Annotated in this window: 15 protein-coding genes; 5 read left to right on the top strand and 10 right to left on the bottom strand. The window is 40.6% G+C overall.

What is annotated here, in order from left to right; genetic code table 11:
- Positions 1–14 precede the first annotated feature (14 nt).
- The 6 genes from ACTJKC_RS19820 to ACTJKC_RS19795 all read right to left on the bottom strand — a co-directional run bounded on the left by ACTJKC_RS19820 (position 15) and on the right by ACTJKC_RS19795 (position 5,437).
- The gene (locus ACTJKC_RS19820) at positions 15–1,502 is read right to left on the bottom strand and encodes a glycosyltransferase family 39 protein (RefSeq protein WP_440794626.1); all 1,488 of its coding nucleotides are present in this window, start codon (positions 1,500–1,502) and stop codon (positions 15–17) included.
- A 59-nt stretch (positions 1,503–1,561) separates the two neighbouring features.
- Positions 1,562–2,353, bottom strand: coding sequence for a phosphatase PAP2 family protein (locus ACTJKC_RS19815; protein WP_440794624.1), 792 nt, complete (start codon positions 2,351–2,353; stop codon positions 1,562–1,564).
- Positions 2,354–2,356: 3 nt separating this feature from the next.
- Positions 2,357–2,767 (bottom strand): hypothetical protein, encoded by a 411-nt coding sequence (locus tag ACTJKC_RS19810; protein ID WP_440794622.1) that lies wholly within the window; start codon positions 2,765–2,767, stop codon positions 2,357–2,359.
- Between the two features lie 57 nt (positions 2,768–2,824).
- Positions 2,825–4,078, bottom strand: a complete 1,254-nt coding sequence (locus ACTJKC_RS19805) for a sensor histidine kinase (RefSeq protein WP_440794620.1) — start codon at positions 4,076–4,078, stop codon at positions 2,825–2,827.
- Positions 4,075–4,752 (bottom strand): response regulator transcription factor, encoded by a 678-nt coding sequence (locus tag ACTJKC_RS19800; protein ID WP_440794618.1) that lies wholly within the window; start codon positions 4,750–4,752, stop codon positions 4,075–4,077. The genes ACTJKC_RS19805 and ACTJKC_RS19800 overlap by 4 nt, the downstream gene beginning before the upstream one ends.
- An 85-nt stretch (positions 4,753–4,837) precedes the next feature.
- On the bottom strand, positions 4,838–5,437 hold the full coding sequence (locus ACTJKC_RS19795; RefSeq protein WP_440794616.1) for an HD domain-containing protein: 600 nt from the start codon (positions 5,435–5,437) through the stop codon (positions 4,838–4,840).
- A 181-nt stretch (positions 5,438–5,618) separates the two neighbouring features.
- Between ACTJKC_RS19795 and ACTJKC_RS19790 the strand changes: the two genes are divergently transcribed.
- From ACTJKC_RS19790 to ACTJKC_RS19780, 3 genes are all read left to right on the top strand, one after another.
- Positions 5,619–8,042, top strand: coding sequence for a TonB-dependent receptor domain-containing protein (locus ACTJKC_RS19790; protein WP_440794614.1), 2,424 nt, complete (start codon positions 5,619–5,621; stop codon positions 8,040–8,042).
- Between the two features lie 198 nt (positions 8,043–8,240).
- Positions 8,241–10,712: a TonB-dependent receptor domain-containing protein gene (locus ACTJKC_RS19785; protein ID WP_440794612.1), complete on the top strand. Its 2,472-nt coding sequence runs from the start codon at positions 8,241–8,243 to the stop codon at positions 10,710–10,712.
- A 166-nt stretch (positions 10,713–10,878) separates the two neighbouring features.
- Complete coding sequence (locus tag ACTJKC_RS19780; RefSeq protein WP_440794610.1) at positions 10,879–11,244, top strand: helix-turn-helix domain-containing protein; 366 nt, start codon at positions 10,879–10,881, stop codon at positions 11,242–11,244.
- A gap of 91 nt (positions 11,245–11,335) precedes the next feature.
- Here ACTJKC_RS19780 and ACTJKC_RS19775 read toward each other — a convergent pair whose 3' ends face one another.
- The 4 genes from ACTJKC_RS19775 to ACTJKC_RS19760 all read right to left on the bottom strand — a co-directional run bounded on the left by ACTJKC_RS19775 (position 11,336) and on the right by ACTJKC_RS19760 (position 17,431).
- Positions 11,336–13,723 carry a TonB-dependent receptor domain-containing protein gene (locus tag ACTJKC_RS19775; protein ID WP_440794608.1) on the bottom strand — a complete coding sequence of 796 codons (2,388 nt, stop codon included), beginning with the start codon at positions 13,721–13,723 and terminating at the stop codon, positions 11,336–11,338.
- Positions 13,720–15,099 (bottom strand): HTTM domain-containing protein, encoded by a 1,380-nt coding sequence (locus ACTJKC_RS19770; RefSeq protein WP_440794606.1) that lies wholly within the window; start codon positions 15,097–15,099, stop codon positions 13,720–13,722. The genes ACTJKC_RS19775 and ACTJKC_RS19770 overlap by 4 nt, the downstream gene beginning before the upstream one ends.
- The gene (locus ACTJKC_RS19765; RefSeq protein WP_440794605.1) at positions 15,092–16,198 is read right to left on the bottom strand and encodes an imelysin family protein; all 1,107 of its coding nucleotides are present in this window, start codon (positions 16,196–16,198) and stop codon (positions 15,092–15,094) included. The genes ACTJKC_RS19770 and ACTJKC_RS19765 overlap by 8 nt, the downstream gene beginning before the upstream one ends.
- A gap of 96 nt (positions 16,199–16,294) precedes the next feature.
- Positions 16,295–17,431 (bottom strand): DUF4856 domain-containing protein, encoded by a 1,137-nt coding sequence (locus tag ACTJKC_RS19760; protein ID WP_440794603.1) that lies wholly within the window; start codon positions 17,429–17,431, stop codon positions 16,295–16,297.
- Between the two features lie 148 nt (positions 17,432–17,579).
- On the opposite strand from ACTJKC_RS19760, the gene ACTJKC_RS19755 reads away from it, so the two are divergent.
- Entirely contained in the window at positions 17,580–18,254 is a 675-nt protein-coding gene (locus tag ACTJKC_RS19755; RefSeq protein ID WP_344853916.1) for a response regulator transcription factor, read from the top strand.
- Entirely contained in the window at positions 18,254–19,492 is a 1,239-nt protein-coding gene (locus ACTJKC_RS19750) for a sensor histidine kinase (protein WP_440794601.1), read from the top strand. The genes ACTJKC_RS19755 and ACTJKC_RS19750 overlap by 1 nt, the downstream gene beginning before the upstream one ends.
- Positions 19,493–19,551: the final 59 nt, after the last annotated feature.

Below are 19,551 nucleotides of genomic sequence, written 5' to 3'. Positions count from 1 at the left end.
AAGTAATTCTGTAGTTATCTTTTTGGTGGCAGATATCCCCTGCAACTATAAATATAAAATTTTCGCACAGGATTTCCATGATGATAAATGATGACGGGGCAGAGCTGCTTAACTGCTTTAAAATGAGCCAGTATGGCCGATGGCGGAACAGTATTCATTCGGTTTGTTTTGAATTGAGGATCAGAATCCACAAAAATGGCATCTTTACCTTTCAAAACATTCAGATCAGTGCCGAGGAAATCGAACTGCAGCGCCCTTTCGCCAATCACATTCTGTCCGTAAACGAAATCGTCGGTATAAAGGTTAAGTTCTGCTGATGTTTTATAATTATCTGCCGAAAATACAAAATCGGCATGCTCTTGTTTTCTGATCTTTTCAACCTGACCAGAAAGCGGCTTCCATCCTACCCAGGTATCGTCTGATTTAACAGGAAAAGGATAAAACAGTATCTCTGTAAAAAGGCCAAGGTGAACGATAAAAGAAATGGCAATCTGGATGTGGAGCCATTTTTTGCTAATGAAACTTCCTGCTAAAATGGTCCCGGTAACATAAGCAGGCATCATCCAGTTGATTTTGATCCAGTATATTGGCGACAGGAGCAGAAAAGTGAGAAAAACGGGCAGAAAAAAACAAAGCAGAAACACCCCTGTTGCGGGCAGCTGGCTTAAGCGTTTGCTATAAGTTTTAATGAGTTTAAAAACCGAATAAAGCACTGTAATAAACAGTACGGGGATGAGCAACAGCAATTGATGTCCAAAAAGGCCGAGCATGAATTTAGGCTTCAGTGTAAATGCAGCAGCCTCGTGCATGCGTTGGGTACCCTGAAAAGCGAAGGAGGCAAAATGGTTGTTTATATTCCAGATAATTACCGGTGAGGCCACTGCAATCATAATAAGGCAGCAGAGCCATGGCCATACTGTTAAAAGGTACTTTCTGTTGGAATTGGATAACAATAAAAACAAAATCATGCCTGCAGGAAGAAATACTGCGGTATATTTACTGTCGAAAGCCAGGCCCATCAATATGCCCGTTAAAATCCAATAAAGCTTCTTTTCATTAAATATTGCTTCATAAAGGACAATCAGTGAAACTGTCCAGAAAAAAAGCAATGGCGTATCAGGTGTGGAAACCAGCGACAGGATGCTAACCATGAGCGTACTTAAAAACAGGATAATGGCTTTTTCGGCTTCAAACTTTGGAAAAAACCTGATGGCAAGTTTATAAACTGCTATGCAGGTACAAACCGTCAATACCGAATCTGCCAGCTTAATGGCGAATACATTTTTGCCCAGCACCGAAGTAAATAGCCACAACAGATAAGCAATGGCAGGCGGATGATCGAAATAAGATAGTGCCGGATGCTGGGCGTAAAAAAAATAATAGGCATCCTGTGGCATAGGTCCCATTAAAAATACAGCAATAAGGCGGATCAATACAATTCCTGTAACCATATAAAAAGGAACTTTTTCTATCGCCTTACTTTTAATTTCAGTTAATTCCATGAGCTTTGGGATGATCGCTTGAAATGGATAAAATGATATTTTTTTTTGCAGGAAACAGATTAAAACTTTCCCGAAAGCATCAGCCCGGTACTACCTTGCTGATGGAAAGGCATTAAAGTGAAATTACCTTCTTTTTTTGTGGCAAACAGGCTTTTCATATAAGGATAAATCAGGTAGGCAATTTTAGTCGATGCAATACCGAAACCTGCTCCGACTACTACATCGCTAAACCAGTGTTTGTTGTTATACATCCTGAGCGTTCCTGTTGCGGTGGCTACAAAATAACCGGCATAACCGATCCATGGATTTACATCTTTATATTCCTGGTGGAGAAATTCTGCCGCCATAAAAGCCGAAGCCGTATGTCCTGACGGAAAAGAATTGGTGCCTGAATTATCGGGTCTCAACCGGCCTACGCCCTGTTTTACAAAATGGGTAGAAACGCCCATTATCGCAGCAGAAGTTATATAAAGCATAGAAGCATCAAAAAGATTGTGTTTCCCTTTTACACCCGAGAGATTCAATGCATAAACAGCGGCCGCGGGAGCTAACTGGAGATAATCATCAACATGGGCTGCAAAAAGCGGGTGATCTTCCTGCAATTCATCCTTGGTACTCACATCAAGCTGCTTTAATGCACCATGATCGTAAACGGCAGCAAAACCATAGCCTATTAAAACAACAGGTGCAATAAATGCAACCGGACGAAATTTCATTTTGGGCATCGGGTTTCCGGCATACCATCTTCCTGCCGTATCGGGCTTGAGGCTTGCTGTACTATCGGTTAACTGTGCAGAACAATTGTTTAGCGCTGCAACACAAAGCAGGATAGAAAGAAATATTCTCTGCATAATCTAATGTTTAACCGCGTTCCCCTCCATGTCGAACAAAAAATCCTTTCCTTTCACTTCGGCCTCGTAGCACACAGTTCCATCTGCCCTGGTAATCTTTGCAGCTTCGGCAATTTTCTTTCCTTTTAATCTGGCCAGTACCGCAGCCGGAAGTTCATTGGTTCGGATGGCTGTTTCGGTTTCGAGCAGTGATCCTGCAGCGGTGTAAACCTCCGAAGTTTCTTTCCCGTTCAGTGTAAAACCCGCCTCGTAATTAGATTTTTCCATTTCCCACTTCACACTTGTTTTAGCATGGGCTTTTTCGAAAGCCGCTTTAACCGGTGCAGGTACTTTGGCGCTGCTGATTTTTTGAGCCTGAGATGAGATTACTCCTCCGCCCATCATCAATAATATTCCTAACAACCTTTTCATCATTTTAATTTTTAATCAAAACTATGTGGCAATTTTGTAGGAATTCTGTAGTTATCTGCCTTAGCCTAAATAAATTGTAAAAAAATGCAGGTGATCGTCTTGTTTGTATGCTATACCAAAACCGTACAGGTTACAGATCTGCTTGCTGATGGCCAGCCCCAGGCCCATCCCTTCTGATTCTGTAGACTTGGAAAAGCGATCAAACATCCGGTTTTGGATATTTAGTTTTTTTCCGGTATTGCACACCACCAGCTTTTGAGCAGTTAATTCGAGCAATATTTTTCCGCCGTTTATATTGTGCCTTACGGCATTGCTAATGAGGTTGTTTAGAAGGATATCCGCGAGGTAGCGGCTCATGGTTAATTTTCGCTCCAATAGCTTTACTTCCACAATTAATCCATCGCGTTCAAACAGTTCATGAAACTGGCGGATTTTTGCCTCAATCATTTCTTTTAAATCCACTTCCTGCACATCCGAAATGAGGTTGTTTTCGATTTTTGCCAGCAATAAAAGCGATTGGTGCAAGCGCGAAAGCCTGCCGGTGGCCTGATAAATATCTTCAAGCAAAGTGCCCTGCTGCTCGGTAAAAGATTCAGTCTGCAAAAGTGAATCGAGCTTGGAATTAATGATCGCCAGTGGCGTCATCATTTCATGCGAAGCATTATCAGTAAAGCTTTTTAGTTCTTTATAATCCTGTTTCACCTTTTCGGCCATTGCATTTACCGATTTATTGAGTTCGTTAAACTCATCTATCCGGGTAGGCTCTTCTTTGATGTTATCCATTCGGGTTACTTCAAAAGCCTTCATCCGGTTAAGCACAGCATAAAAAGGTTTCCAGAGCCTGTTTAGTACAAAACGGTTGATTAATAACAATGAAACAAGCAGTAACACGGTTATACCTAAAGTAATCATTAAGATAATCCTGACCAGGTCTTCAGATTCTACACGGGATTTTGTGATCGTTACAATCACCGTTTTTCCGTTAAGGTTAACTGTGGTAACCAGACTTCTGCCGGGTTCCTGCTCCTTCTCCTTTGGATTTAAATAGGTAGTATAGCTAAATTCGCGTATATCGGTAGTATCGCCCTCAGGATTGCTGTAAGAAACCTGCTGATCGAGATAAGTAGCCGGCAAGGGTAGTTTTTTGTAGGTATGGGTATATTGCCTGATCTCATTTTCCTCAACCGCAAGGTCTTTATCCAGCTTATTGGTCAGAATAAGGTGGATCACCAGGTAATAAATAATCCCCGTAATAATCAGCACAATAATGGAGGTGATGATATTTACCCTGTTGTAGCGGCTCGAAAGTTTCATTGGCTGCTAAATTTATAGCCGATACCATAAACCGAACGCAGATAGTCTTTTGCACCCGCTTCGCTCAACTTTTTCTTTAAGTTCTTAACGTGAGTGTAAATAAAATCAAAATCATCCGAGAGGTCCATCTCATCTCCCCAAAGGTGCTCGGCCATGGCATTTTTGGTAACCACTTTATTTTTATTGGACAGGAAATACACTAATAAATCGAATTCCTTTTTAGTCAATATAACGGGCTGATCGTTTACCGTAATTTTCATCGCAGTAACATCAACCTTTACCTCATTAAAGGCAATTACATTATTTCCATCAAAATTCTTTCTCCTTACAATTGCGCTTACCCTTGCTTTAAGTTCAGAAAGGTGGAAAGGTTTTACCAGGTAATCGTCGGCCCCCAGATCAAGTCCGGCCAAACGGTCATCCAGCGAATGCCTCGCCGAAATAATCAGTACGCCGTCTTTTTTATTGGCACTTTTTAGCTGGGTCAATAGTTCAAGTCCTTCTCCATCTGGTAATCCAAGGTCGAGCAGAATGCAATCATAGTGATACAGTGCTATTTTTTCAGATGCCGAGGCAAAATCTTTTGCCAGTTCACAGATATTTCCCTCGCCGGTAAAATAGGCAAGAATACTGTCAGAAAGTGCCTGTTCATCTTCAATGACCAAAATTTTCATGGTGTAAATTATTAAATTATGCGGGCTTTTTAAAGTAAAGTTACAAGCAATGGATGTTCAGATCCTTATTTTTAAAAAATATGGATCAGCCGATACGGGCTATTAGCTTTTCAATATTCGGCATTTTCTTTTCCTGCAATGTTTTTCTTCCATATTCCGTAAAGTACTCATGTCGCCTGAGCATTTCCAGGTTCAGTGTATCCCAGGCCACGTCAGTATAAATCAGGCCAAGGTTTTCCTCCCATTCGGCTTTTAACCTGTCGGCATAGTTCTGATAGTCGTTTAAAGAAAAATGATAAAAATCTGCATCACAAATCACCATTTCCAGTTCGTTTTTGGGATATTGCGGAAAGCGTGTTGCCATGATGCACCCGCTTACCAGCTCTGTCCGCTCCTGACTGAAACCATTTGCCAAAAGAAACTCTGCTGCAATGGCCGCACTGGCTTCTTCATGCCCGATGTATTTTTCGGTATAGCCTAAATCGTGTAAAAATGCTGCAAGAACCACCACCAAATGGTCTGCTTTCGAAAGCCCGGCCTCACCACCTATCACTTGTACGCCCTCCACTACCAATAAGGTATGTTCGAGATTATGGAAATACATTTTTTGCGAAAGCCTGTTTTTCAACCTGTCTTCTACAAATAACTTTACCTTGTTTAATAATATATCGGCTTCTTTATCCATCAGATTAAATTAATCCAACGCAATAATAGAACTCAATTCTGGAGAAAATCTGTAGTCAGCATAATTATACTTTACCCTTACAAATGTGCTTTACTTCTTGCCGGAAATAACTGTGCAGATTTTCAGCAGTTCAGATTGTCTTCAGAATTGCTTTATAATTTGCCTTCCGGAAAACTTTAAAATGATGAAAAACTACATAAGGATATTGAGGCTTTTTTGCCTTGCGCTATTTCTTTGCCCGGATGATGCAGAGGGACAGGAAAAACTGATTACCCTTTCCGGTCAGGTTAGGGATGCGAAAAACGGGAATACACTTCCTTTTGGAAATGTGCAGTTAAAAAAAGGAAATGATGCAAAATTTATTTTCGGTACGCTAAGCAACGAGCAGGGCCGCTTTACCCTTAAAGATGTACCTCCGGGAGAATATACGCTTGAGGTAAGCATGATGGGCTACCAACGCCTCAGCAAAACCATTAACGTTGGCCTGTTAAGCCAGTTTTTAGACCTTGGAAATTTTGATCTTACGGAAGATCCTCAAACCCTGCAAACCGTTGAAGTAAAGGGAACCGCTACATCCGAAGGTGTATCGGCAAAAATGGATAAAAAGACCTACGACATTGCAAAAAACACAAGTCAGCTGGGCGGATCGGTGCTTCAGGCCATGCAGAATCTTCCGGGTGTTACCATTCAGGATGGCAAAGTGCAGTTAAGGGGAAATGATAAAGTTGCGGTACTTATTGATGGAAAACAGAATGCAATTACAGGCTTTGGCAGCCAGACGGGACTTGATAATATCCCGGCATCGGCAATAGAGCGGATAGAAATTATCGCTAATCCTTCCTCCAGATTTGATGCCAATGGTAACGCGGGAATTATCAATATTATCTACAAGAAAAACAGTCAGGAAGGATTAAATGGCAAAGCTGGTCTGAGCAGTGGCCTTGGCGCACTTTGGGTAAGAAAAGAAAACCTGCCGGGTATATCTCCTCAATACCAGGCTACGCCAAAACTTAATCCCACGCTTTCGTTAAACTATAAGAAAAACAAAACCAATACCTTTTTACAGGCCGATTATTTATACACGCAGACATTAAATAAAAATGAATTTTCTGAACGCATTTTTGATAATGGAACAATATTGAACCAGCAGGTAAAAAGAAACAGAACCACCACCTTTGCCACTGTTAAAACCGGTGTAGATTATAATCCTGATGAACACAACAGCCTTACGGTATCAGCTTTTTTTAACCGGGAAAAGATTATCGATTTTGGAGATATCCCCTATTACAACAGCGACTTTAGTGTGCGCAACAGGTTGTGGCAGTTTGTAGAAGATGAGGTAAAATACACCGCCACCGGATCGGCAACGTACCTGCATAAATTTGCCCAGCCCGGCCATACCTTAACTACAGGATTTAACTATACCTGGCACAGGGAAGACGAAAAATATAATTTCACCAACATTTTACCCGCTTTTACAGGTGAAGATGCCTTTAAACTCCTGTCTGACGAACATGTGTCTGATTTAAACGTTGATTATGTTAAGCCGTTGAAACATGGCAGGCTGGAAGCCGGCCTGAAATACCGTTACCGGAACATTCCAACCAATATGCAGTTTTTCGCGGGCCTTAATTCACCCATTGATGTGAATGCAGGGGGCTGGGCCGATTATAGCGAACACATCCCGGCTGTTTATGGAAACTATATTTATGAAACTCCCAAAATAGAACTCGAAGCCGGCCTGAGAATGGAGTATGCCAATATTTATTATGATGTAAATCCGGAACACAATACCTATACAAGCGACGGTTATGATTATTTTCGTCCTTTCCCAAACCTTCGCTTCGCCTATAAAATCAATCCGGAAAATAGAATTACTTTTTTTTACAATCAACGTGTTGATCGTCCAAATGAAGTGGATATCCGCATTTTCCCTAAATACGACGAGCCCGAACTGCTCAAAGTGGGTAACCCTACGCTACGCCCTCAGTTTACTACTTCCTTAGAACTTGGTTATAAGTACAACTGGCACAAGGGTTATCTTCATGGATCGGCTTTCCACAAAATTATTTCGGGCACCATTACCAGAATTGCCACACAAGTGCCGGGAAATACGATTCTTTATAATATCTTTCAGAATGCCGGGAAAAGCTATAATTTAGGAGGAGAACTGCTTTGGCAACAACAGCTTAAACCATGGTTTTCATTCAACCTGAGCGGAACAGTGTATCAGCATACCATTAATGCCTTTAGCATAGAAAACAGATACCCTGTACCCACGCTGTATAGCATGAATAAAGAATCGTTAATATCCGGAAATGCAAAACTCAACGCTCAGTTTAAGTTAAAAGGCAATACAGATATTCAGCTATCTATTGCCTGGCTCGCAGCTGATATCATCCCTCAGGGAAAAATTGGTTCCAGGTTCTCTGCTGATTTTGGGATTAAAAAGCAGCTTGGGAAAGGAGAAGTATTTTTAAACGGTAACGATATTTTTAATACGCTGAAAATAAAAAAAGAAATCACCGGAAATGGATTTAAGCTAAACAGTACCGACTATTACGAAAGCCAGGTATTTAGAATAGGTTACAATTATAAATTTTAAAACAGATATCGAAGCATAGCTTAAGATTTATCCGATGATATTTTTTATCTATCCGGGAGCAAAAAAACCGGAATATGGATTCAATTAACAGAGTAATTATTGCATTACAATGAGCAAAGTATTATTAAAAATAACGGCTCTTCAGTTTTGCAACAGAATCTGCTATGATATTTGCGGTATAATTATTAATTCAGATTCATGCGATACTTTTTAACCCTGCTTATCCTTATTATATTATCCAATACTTCATTTGCTCAAACCGGCTCCGGAAAAGGTAAAATTTCAGGAAATGTTATCGACGCCACTACGAAAGAACCGATTGATTTTGCCACCATCACGATTTTCAAACCCGGTACAAAAACAGTGGTTAACGGGATCAGTTCTGATGCGAAAGGAAACTTTACGGTTGCTGGTCTTGCTAACGGCATTTATAAAGTGGCCATCGATTTTATCGGTTACAAAGAAAAAGTATTCGAAACAGTAACCATTAATGCAGCATCACAAGCTATTAACCTGGGTACCATCCTGTTGGTGTCGACTGTAGATCAGTTGCAAGCTGTAACGGTTACCGCCAAAACACCCATCATTGAAAACAAAATTGATAAAACCGTTTACAATACAGCAAACGATCTTACAGCCCAAAACGGCGTGGCACTGGATGTATTAAAAAAAGTGCCCATGGTGAGTGTAGATATTGATGGAAATGTAGAGCTCCAGGGAAGCGGAAGTGTACGCTTTCTGATCAATGGCAAACCATCAAGTATTTTTGGGGCTAGCCTTGCTGACGCTCTACAATCTATTCCGGCCAGCCAGATTAAAAGTGTTGAGGTAATTACCAGTCCGGGGGCCAAATACGATGCCAACGGCACGGGTGGAATTATCAATATTGTATTAAAAGACAATAAATTGCAGGGCATTAACGGTAGCGTAAATCTTTCTGCCGGAACAAGGCTCGAAAACGGTTCGGTAAACCTGAATGTAAAGAAAGGAAATTTTGGCGTTGGTGTATTTTTTAGCGGAAACAAGCAATTAAACACGGTTACAAAAAGTTCGCTAGACCGTATTTCTTATAATAATACCAGGGATACCATTAACCGTTTGCTTCAGGATGGAAGCAACCCTACAAAAAGAGGAAGTTACCAAACGGGCATTAACCTGAACTGGAGCATTACACCGAAAGATGAAATTACGGCTACGGTAGGCTACAACCATTTTAACAATAACGGTAGTGGCAGCACCAGCCAGCAGCAGCAATACCTGCTTGCCTCATCAGGCATTTTGTTATCCGATATCCGCAGCACCAGAAATTCGGTCAGTAATTTCAGTGCCAATTCTACTGATATCAGTGTGGGTTACAAAAAGAGTTTCAAAAAAGAAGGACACGAGCTTGACTTCCTTTACAATTCGAGTTTTGGGAACAACACGGTTAATGCAGCACAAAACTCGGTTTATTTAAACGGCAATTATCCGCCAACCGGGTTGCAGAGTTTTAATCCCGGCAAAGAAAATGAAACCGAACTTTCTCTTAATTACACTTTGCCGGTAAGCAAAAAATTAACGATTGAAAGTGGCGCAAAAATGATCATCGACGATCTGAACAATAATGTGATTACCGATACTTTAACCACAAACGGATTGTACGTTAACAATGCCAGCCAAACCTATGGCTTTAATTATAAAAGGAACGTATATTCAGCCTATCTTTCTGCCTCTTTTTCGCTTTTTGAAGATTTTATTACCGGAAAAGCCGGAATCAGGTATGAGCGTACAGGCAAAGTGGCAAACTTTTCGGGTGCAGAAATAGCCGGATACAATACTTTTGCCCCGTCATTTACCCTTCAGCACAAATTCGGCGACTCGCAATCGATAAAACTTTCTTACACGTACCGGATCGAAAGACCCGATTACGGCGATCTTAACCCTTTTTATAACATCAGCGACCCACATAATATCAGTACCGGAAATCCACTCTTAAAGCCAGAAATCGGTAATAATTTTGAACTTGGCTACAGCAAAAACTCTAAAAATGGCGCAAACATCTATTTTGCAGGTTATTTTAGAAGAAATACCGACGATATGCAGCAGTTTACCACTTATTATGATGTGCTGAATATTAACGGGACAGATTATTCTGCGGTTTCGCTTACGCAAAGATTTAATCTTGGTACGCAAACCAGTATTGGGGTAAGTTTATTCGCTTCCGTTCCGATAACCGAAAAGTTTAACCTGCGCACCAATATACAGGCTGGCAACAGAAACAATGTTTCTCCAGGGCTGGCAAGCGTGAGTGCATTTGCTTACCGCACAAACCTCAATGCCAGTTATCAGTTTGGCAACAATTTACTGGCAGAAGTTTTTGGAAATTACAATTCATCACAAAAAAACCTGAGAAGCACCAGGCCACCGGTATTTAACTATAGTTTAGCGGTTAGAAAACAGTTTTTGAACAAAAACGCAAGTATCGGGATTACTGCTGCCAATCCTTTTAACAGGTACCTTACACAAAGGCAGACCAGCTTTGGCCCAAATTTTAATCAAACTAACCTCAGAATGGTTCCGGTGCAATCTTTTGGGCTTACTTTATCCTATAAATTTGGCAAACTACAGTTTAAAAAAGATGCAAATGAGGATAATATACCGCAATTACCTGATGTAGGAGGAGGAAAATAATTACTGTTTTTAATGTTAAGCCCGCAACTACAGAATTTCTACAGATTTGATTGAGATATTACCCTTTTAACATAGGTTGCAAGAAAACTGTAGATACAGATCATCATTTTTTGTCTGTGCAACAATGTTTTAAAAGTATCGGAACAAGGAAAATTTTAAGAAAATTATGGATGTAAATATTGGATTGATTATCTGGAAAGAGGTGAAAGCGAGATCGATACAGAGGGATCAGTTTGCTGAAGATATCGGGGTTTCGCGACATAAACTGGATAAAATCATGAAAGAATCGTCAATAGACACTGAAATCCTTCGCCGCATTTCTGCTGTGCTGGGCGTTAATCTTTTTGAACACTTTATACAGGATCAGGAATTAAGCAAATTCAATATTTCTCAAAAACAATTAAATATCAGCGAGCACAAAAAACTCATCGACCTTCTGGATGAGAAAAATGAACTGCTCCGTTTAAACGAGGCCACTATAAAAAACCAGGCCCGGACTATTAAAATACTGGAAACGATTACCAAACGATAAGTTCAACAGTTATAAAAGCAAATGCCATAAAATAAATACTGCCTGCAACAGGTAAATTTATTTTATGGCATTTTAAGTATTCCGATTGCGTCTATAACTTAACCTGAAGCGTTAAATAATACGTTCTCGGATCAGAAGGTAGAATCCCCGGACCTGGATAACCATCTGCCCTTCTGGTAAAATATTTCTCATTTAACAGGTTATTAATACTTCCTGATAGCGTAAACCATTTCCAGTTGTAACTGCCGCTTAAATCCATCACATTATACGCCGGTACAACACCATCAACGGCACGTTCGGTAAACTCGGCATTTGTAGCATCCGAATATTGTTTGGCCACATGCGAAAATTGTAAAGACACATCATATTTTTTTGCGCCGAATGATAACCCCGTTCTAAACAACAACGGAGGTACAAATTCTACCAGTTTATCTTTAATCGCGGTTTCCTGGGTATTGATGTAACGGGCATCGATGAGGGCGAGGTTACTGTAGGCCGATAAATGGTATTTGCTTTCTGCATTAATCAGTTTCATAAAATCGGCCTCTATCAAACTTTCAAAACCGATGTTCCGGCTATCTGCCACATTTGTGCGGAAGCGGTAGGTTTCGGTCTGGTCTTCGCTTTTTACATTTAACGATCCGATTCTGTCGTTGTATTTTAAGTAGAAAACGCTCAGGTCATAAGAAAGCCAGCCTTTTAACTTCCCCCTAATCCCGGCATCGGCAGTGTACCCTTTTTCATCTCTCAGTAACGAATCAACCCTTGCATTCTGGTTAAGCACCCTGATATCGTTAAAATTTACCGAACGGTAGTTCTGCGAGATGTTGGCATAAATTTCTACTTCTTTAGCCGGCCTGAAAGAGGTACCTATACCAAAGAAAACAAACGATCTTCCGTTTTGCTTACTTTCGTTAATTTTTACATTGGGAACAAAACGCTGTATTTTATAATAATATCCGTTGGCCTCATTAGAAATATATTCGAACCTTGCCCCGGGAGTAATGCTCCATTTATCATTGATCTGAAAAATATTTTCGGTAAAAACAGATAGGTTTTGCCCCGGAAAACGGTATTGCGAACTGCTGGGTTCGCCGTTTAAAAAATCAAAAGCGGCTCCACTACCGGCATCGGCATTCCCCTGGCTGCGTAGGGTAAGTCCGTGATAAGCCCTTACCCCGGTGAGTAAAGTACTGGTTTGCCCGTTAAAAAGTTTGTATTGGTGCAATACCCTGAGCTCGGTTCCGTAGTTATCATAAGTATCGGCCATCATATCCCTTGCGCCGCCCGGATCGGGCCTGTCTATGTATTGAAGAATGCCCAGTGCATCTCTACCTGCTTTTAAATGATAAGCCATCCAGTTTACCTTTGTGCTGGCACTAAAACGATAATCGGCCGTTAAGCTCATCAGGTTCCAGTTTACTTTAAACCAGTTCCGATCGCGCACCGAAATTCTCGGATCGGCATTAAAATCTTTGTCAGTTAAGCCTCCAGGCTGTTGAGCCAGGTAATGCATGTAAGTATATTCTCCTGTAAGGCTAAATTTATCGCTAAAATTATAATTCAGGTGGATATACGCTCCATTTTGGTCAAAATGACTGTTAGGACGGAAATTATCACCACGTTTATATTGGTAATAGGCATAATAATTCAGTTTTTTTACTGTTCCGCCTATACTGTTAAAAGAATTAAAAAAGCCGTAAGATCCTGCGGTTTGCCTTGAGGTAACCTCTACAGGTTTATCAATTGGTCCGTTTTTTAATTTAAAGTTGATCATCCCCCCAAACTGGGTTCCATATTGTAATCCTGCTGCACCACGCACAATCTCAATGCGTTCTAAAGCTTCAGTTGGTGGTGTATAATAACTTTCGGGATAGCCAAGTGCGTCGGCACTGATATCGTATCCATTTTGCCGGGTATTGAAATTCGAAACCCTGCTTGGATTCAGGCCCCTTCCTCCTATTCCCAGTTGCACACCGCCACCATCGTATTCCCAGATGTTGATACCGGCAATTCTCCCGTACACCTGCCTGGCATTATTGGTTGCAAGATTGGCGTTGAGATTGGCCAAATTAATGACTTCGGTTTTTTTTGAGGCATAAATGGCTGTTCCTTCCACCTGCCTTAATTTCCCCGAAACCCCTTCGTTTTTTGAAATCACATCAACGTTTTCCAGCTGTGTAGCCGATTCAGCTTCCATTGATATGTCTATCACAATATCTTTCTTCCTCAGCGTAAAATTCCTGATAACTGTTTTTGAACCCACAGCGCTTGCTTTCAATTGATATTGACCGCCTGGAACATTGGTAAAAATAAAATCTCCCGCAGCATTGCTCTGCGTTTTAAAATTGGTGGGTAATAAACTAAGTGTAACTCCTTCGGCTGCGCTGGCACCTAAATTAATTCTTCCCTTAACGGTATATTGAGCCTGTACGGTGGAAAGGCCGATAAAAAAGGCAATAATAATTAATATTCTCATTTATGTGTTTGATTGGAAAATGGTTTAATCCACTTCATGTGCTGCAGGCTTAACTGCTGTTCGCTCAGGTCTACGCTCGAATCGATGAAAGACTGCGAGCGCCTTCCGTTTAAGGCGACATAACCTTCAGCATAAACCTCAGGTTTTTTTATGCCCCTTTTGTGATAAGTATTTTTTAAAAAATGTGCATAACGGAGCATCATATCAGGCTGGGTACTCATCATTTTTTCCTGCAAGGGGGTTAAAAACTGCGCATTATCAACCTCCCATGTTTTTCCGTTTCCGGCATCTTTAACGTAAAAAAAGGTATTCCCCGATTTTTCCATCAGCATTACCCTCCAGGAGAAACGATAACCCTCTTCAGTCCAGAATAATGTGCCCGGATAAAGTAAAAACCGCAGGGGTAAATACACCTGGAGCAAAAAATAGAATCCCAGAAAAATGGCAAAGCCCCAATTGCGTTGTTTGCTGTAGCTTTTATTATCTCCTTCGAATGGTTTTAACCTGAATATTTTGGCCAGTAACTGATCATGATAGGCTGCACTGCAAAATATTAAACTCGATAGCATCATCACGTATGGAAACATACCAATGCCCGGAAAAAATATGGCTGTGCAGGCATGGAATACCATTACCGCTAAAAATGCTAATTTTCTGGTCGCCCGGTTAATCAATAGAAATGGAATGGTCAGATCGTAAGCAGCACCAAACCAGCTAAACAGGTAGGCTACCCAACTGTAATGCATAATTGAGCCAACCAATGGAAGATGGCTTTTTGCCGGCAGCCATATTTTCATCGGAACAGCATCTATCAGCCAGTCGTAATTTAATTTGGCCAAGCCTGCAAAAAAATACACCATGCCCAGTTGTAAACGGATGATACCGATCGTCCAGAATGGCACTTTAGCTATTTGTTTCTTTGGATCGAGCCATACATCGATAGAAAAGCATTTCCCTGCCGGTAAAATGATCATCAGCAAGCCAACTATACTCACAAAGTAATAATGGTTTAGATAGTTGGTAACATCAATCAGTTCGACATAGGTAAAGCTTAAAAAAAATGCCGCAGCCGATAACCTGTAAAATAAGCCGAGAATGATTCCGGCTGCAGAAACGGCAATCAGTAAAAATACAAGATGCATTCCCGTATCGCCCAATGGTTTTACCCAATCGAAGCCCATATAGGTAAAAAAGAATTTGGGTGCAATGTACTGGGAAGTAATCCAGCCATTAACCCAAAAGCGGATGGTACTGAAAAGCATTAATGCCCCGAAAGCAATCCGGAAAGTAATAAGAGGAGAAATGGATACCTCGCGGTTTAAATAAACCTTTAAGGCATCCAGATTCCATTTTAGTGTTTTTGGGGTATTAGTCACCGTCGCTATCCTGATAGGTAATACGTACGCCCGTTGCCGATGCTACGTCGGTTTTAATTAATGTCAGCAAAATCTGAATGTCTTTATAAGCCGTTTCTACCAAAGGTTTTTGATTGTTTAACGAAGCCGATAAAGGATTTGGAATCGCATTCAGGTCGGCAATAACCAGGTCGAATTGTTTAAGTACATCCTTATTCAGCTGTTCTTTTTTTAATGCAATCAGGTAATCAGAAATTCCTTTTCCATTGCCACCACCGGTGTACATCTGTTTTAAACCGGTAATGTTTTCGATAGCCAGGCTAAGCGAAATACCTGAATAGTAACCTTCGCATTTTTCAGGAAAAATTAATCCACCCGACTGTTTTCCAAATGGCCAGCCAATACGCGGTCCTTTCATTTTGTCCATCTCGTTTGCAAAACGTTCTACCATCGAACCAATCGGACTACCCACATCGGTTTTGGTATTGGCTACAAAAGTTGCACGGTAAGTGCCTTGCCAATCGGTAACAATGTGTCCTGTTATATCTTTAATTCTTGCCACCACATCCTGAACATATTTTTTACGCTTTTCGCTACCTGCAGCGCTTAGCTTTTGAATGGCATCCGGAGCAAACAATAAATAATCGAGTGCGGGAAAGCCCTGCTGATTGGTGGTAGAATTTAAGGTAAGGTTATAATTACCGGTAGCAGCATTATTTTCAATGGCATTGATGCCTGCATTATTATCGTTTTCAGGCTCGGCAGGAAGCGTATTCAGGAAGTTATTTTGCAGATAGGTATTTCCTGGCCCAAACTGGATAGAAGAAACCCTTTCGAACTTTTGATAAGCAAGTTTAAATGCTGCCTTTGTCAGGTCCTGATTGGCCTGAGTAGGGCTCGCCAGAAATGCGTTGATTGCAACTTCTAAAGGGCTTAATTGCTGTTGAAGGCCTAAATAAGCAGGAACAATTACATTATCTGCATAATTGGCAAGCATGGCGCTTTTATCAAAACCATTTTCGGTCGGATTTTCCGAATCAGGACTTTTTTTCCCGCAGGAGAAAATCAGCAGCCCTAAAACGATGCCCAGGCCACCCAGTTTGTATATTTTGAAATTCATAATTTCACTGTTTTTAATCAATTCTTCATTTAACAGCAAACTCCCCGCATAAAAAATGCAGAGAGTTAGCTTTGATGTTCTTTATTTTTCCGAAGCTTAGAAGGTTACATTCTGAAGATCGTAAGTTGTTCTTAAAATGCTTTCAGCCTCTTTCAGTTTAGCCAGTCCCGGATCATCAACCAAAGTGTAATAATTAGTGGTGAAGATGCTGACCAGTTTTTGATAATTGGCTTCAGTAAGTTTACTGGTAGACGGACGGAATTTCAATCCGATAATAAAACCATAACCTTCTGAAATATAACCGAACTGATCTCCTTTTTTACCAATAAAATCTGATTTTTGAGGAAGGATTACATAAGCTAAAGCAGAAATGGCATCCAAACGCTCCCAGGTAGTTTTAATGGTAGCAATGGCTTCGTCCCTCACTTTATAATCTTTGGCACCAATAGCAGCGCGACCTTTCAAAAAGGCATCGAATAAGGTTTTACCCGCATTGATCTGTTTTCCGCGTTCAGCCAGATATCCGCCCCATGCACCAGGTTTTGCAGGGAATACCAATGCGCTTAAAGGTGCAACAGTATAATCCAGATCCGGACTATAGTCTTTAGGTACAGCTAAATAACCGAAAGCTTCATCCCAGTGTTTTTGCATAGCTGTTGGGGTTGCTCCTTTAGGGTTGGTATTGTCATCAGCAGGAACAGCAGCCAATAAATCTAAAGCCTGTTTAAAATACAAAGAACCCATGGTACCTTTGTTAACTGCCTGATTGTAGTTCATTCCCTCCGGGCCAACAATTACTTTACTACCGTTTACACGGGTTAAAAAACCTGCGGTACCATTAACTGCCGGTACTGTACGCGAAAGACTGTTAGAAGCTACTTTAGCCATATAACCTGTAATTACAGCGGCATCTGCTGTTTTTGCCGCCAGGTTATAACCCAATGAGTTTAAAAAGGTATTTGTGGTAAAAGGATTACCGGTATTATTCCAATAATTTAAAAGAACAGTATTGCTTACCTCAGCCGAAGTTACCGTACCCAGGTAGGTGTTCATTTCATTATACATAATAATGCGGTTGGTAGAACTGCTGTAATCTACGCCGGCAAAATTATACGTTGCAGGGACTGTATAAGGCTCAATAGCTTCTTCTCCTACCTTATCTTTTTTACATGATGCAAGGCTCAAAACTGCAAGGGCTATCAGCGCCGGATGTTTAAAGTATTTGTTTTTCATTTTTATTGATTGTGTATGATTAATTGATTTTTAATTTGTATTAAGTCTAAATAAGCCTTATTCTTGTGCAAAGATTAAAACCGATTCTAAAGTTTTTCTAAAGAATTGGAATTTTTCAGATTTTTTTTTTTAGAAAATCCAACTAATCATGAAACTATTATTTGTGGAAGACGAGCCCGTTCTGCTGGACGAGATGCTCAGTTATTTTTCTTCGGATGGCAACATCTGCGAGCAGGCAAATGATTATGGCCAGGCCGTTGAAAAAATAAACACTTATGCTTATGATGGAATTGTGCTGGATATAACCTTACCCGATGGAAATGGAATAGACCTGATACCGCAGATCAGAACCTGCCAGATGGGTACAGGGATTTTGATTTTATCAGCAAAAAATTCGCTTGCAGATAAAGTAAACGGATTAAATCTGGGCGCGGATGATTATTTAACCAAACCCTTTTACCTGGAAGAGCTGAGTGCAAGGGTTAATGCACTTTACCGCCGGAAAGCCCTGCAGGGAGAAGAAAACATCCTGTTTGATGGTTTTACGATCGATACCGCGGGAAAATGTTTGATGTACGGAACGGAAGAAATCAAACTCACCAAAAAAGAATATCAGCTTTTAATTTATTTTGTAGTCAACAAAAACCGGGTGGTGAGCAAATCGGCAATCGCCGAACATATCTGGGGAGATAGCTTTGATGAGGCCGATAACTTTGATGTAATTTATGTACACATGATGAACCTCCGGAAAAAACTGATCAAAACAAACGGTACAGATTATATTAAAACGGTTAGGGGCCTGGGCTATAAATTTGTGAGCTGATGAAACTCTTGTCGAGAACCATCATTAACTATTTTTGGCTAACCATATCTGTATTGCTCGTTTCGGGGTTTTTGCTTTACGGCTTTTTATACCTGCAGATTTTTGAAGAAATAAAAGAACAACTGCAGTTACAGGAGTCGATGGTTGCCAAAGAAATCAGCCAGGGCAGAAAAGTGAATTTTCCACTGGTAAAAACAGAAGCTGTACCTATCGATCGGTTAATGGTAAATCCGGTTTTTAAGGATACATTAATTTATGATAACATTCAGAAAAAAGAAGAAGGTTATTATATTTTACGCCAGCCCAGGTTAATTAACGGGCAGGTGTATATGATTGAGGTTATGACTACGCATATTGGCTGGAGCGGGTACTCGCGAGCCATTCTTTATATTTTTATTTTTATTGCGATGATGTTAACCGTTGTGGGGTCGGGAATGAATTACCTGCAAAACAGGAAAATGTGGAATCCGATGAAAATTAACCTGAAACGGCTTAAAAACTATTCTGTGTCTTCGGGACAGAAACTTGAAATGGAAAGCTCGGGGATTGATGAGTTTAAGGAACTTAACGGCGTGATTCTGGAGCTTGCCGATCGTGCAAAATCAGAATACAGTACCCTGAAAGAATTTACTGAAAATGCTTCTCATGAAATTCAGACACCTTTAACCATTATTCAAAGCAGGCTGGAAAGAATAAGCCAGTTTGATCACCCCCCGGAAATGGCAGGTTATATTTCGGATGTTAAGCAGGCCATTAACAGGCTTAGTAAGGTAAATAAAGGCCTCTTATTACTTGCAAAATTAGAAAACAAGGTATTTCCGGATGAAACCCATCTGGATCTGGCTGAACTGTTAAAAAAGCAGCTTGGGCAGGTAGACGATCTGATCCTTCATAAAGAAATTTCCCTCAATATTGATATCGAACCCAAAGAACTGATGGTAAGTGCTTCTCTAATGGAAATTCTGATCTCAAACCTGCTGTCGAACATGATTACCCATTCACCAAAAGGCGCTACAGCAAAAATAACATTGCAGAAACATAAACTTTCCTTCGAAAATTCGGGCAATAAATTGCCTTTTGAAGAATCAAAATTATTTAAACGTTTCGGGAAAAACAGCCCTGGTAAAACAGGTAATGGCCTTGGTTTACCTATTGTGCAGCAGATATGCTGGTTATATGGATGGCAAATTTCATACAGCTATGCCGCAGGTTATCATATTTTTGAGATAAATTATTAAAAGTATCATGTTCGATCCCGAAGATTCGGGAAGGAATCTTTGCTTTGGCTGAGTTGGCG

It is taken from the genome of Pedobacter sp. 22226, assembly GCF_052045455.1.
GTDB lineage: Bacteria > Bacteroidota > Bacteroidia > Sphingobacteriales > Sphingobacteriaceae > Pedobacter > Pedobacter jeongneungensis.
The sequence above is the reverse complement of the archived record's forward strand: the minus strand, read 5'-3'. Positions and strand labels throughout refer to the sequence as shown.

Excerpts from the sequence above, each read along its gene's own strand:
- ACTJKC_RS19820 (WP_440794626.1), bottom strand. The coding sequence starts at position 1,502 with ATGGAATTAACTGAAATTAAAAGTAAGGCGATAGAAAAAGTTCCTTTT.
- ACTJKC_RS19815 (WP_440794624.1), bottom strand. The coding sequence starts at position 2,353 with ATGCAGAGAATATTTCTTTCTATCCTGCTTTGTGTTGCAGCGCTAAAC.
- ACTJKC_RS19810 (WP_440794622.1), bottom strand. The coding sequence starts at position 2,767 with ATGATGAAAAGGTTGTTAGGAATATTATTGATGATGGGCGGAGGAGTA.
- ACTJKC_RS19805 (WP_440794620.1), bottom strand. The coding sequence starts at position 4,078 with ATGAAACTTTCGAGCCGCTACAACAGGGTAAATATCATCACCTCCATT.
- ACTJKC_RS19800 (WP_440794618.1), bottom strand. The coding sequence starts at position 4,752 with ATGAAAATTTTGGTCATTGAAGATGAACAGGCACTTTCTGACAGTATT.
- ACTJKC_RS19795 (WP_440794616.1), bottom strand. The coding sequence starts at position 5,437 with ATGGATAAAGAAGCCGATATATTATTAAACAAGGTAAAGTTATTTGTA.
- ACTJKC_RS19790 (WP_440794614.1), top strand. The coding sequence starts at position 5,619 with ATGATGAAAAACTACATAAGGATATTGAGGCTTTTTTGCCTTGCGCTA.
- ACTJKC_RS19785 (WP_440794612.1), top strand. The coding sequence starts at position 8,241 with ATGCGATACTTTTTAACCCTGCTTATCCTTATTATATTATCCAATACT.
- ACTJKC_RS19780 (WP_440794610.1), top strand. The coding sequence starts at position 10,879 with ATGGATGTAAATATTGGATTGATTATCTGGAAAGAGGTGAAAGCGAGA.
- ACTJKC_RS19775 (WP_440794608.1), bottom strand. The coding sequence starts at position 13,723 with ATGAGAATATTAATTATTATTGCCTTTTTTATCGGCCTTTCCACCGTA.
- ACTJKC_RS19765 (WP_440794605.1), bottom strand. The coding sequence starts at position 16,198 with ATGAATTTCAAAATATACAAACTGGGTGGCCTGGGCATCGTTTTAGGG.
- ACTJKC_RS19760 (WP_440794603.1), bottom strand. The coding sequence starts at position 17,431 with ATGAAAAACAAATACTTTAAACATCCGGCGCTGATAGCCCTTGCAGTT.
- ACTJKC_RS19755 (WP_344853916.1), top strand. The coding sequence starts at position 17,580 with ATGAAACTATTATTTGTGGAAGACGAGCCCGTTCTGCTGGACGAGATG.
- ACTJKC_RS19750 (WP_440794601.1), top strand. The coding sequence starts at position 18,254 with ATGAAACTCTTGTCGAGAACCATCATTAACTATTTTTGGCTAACCATA.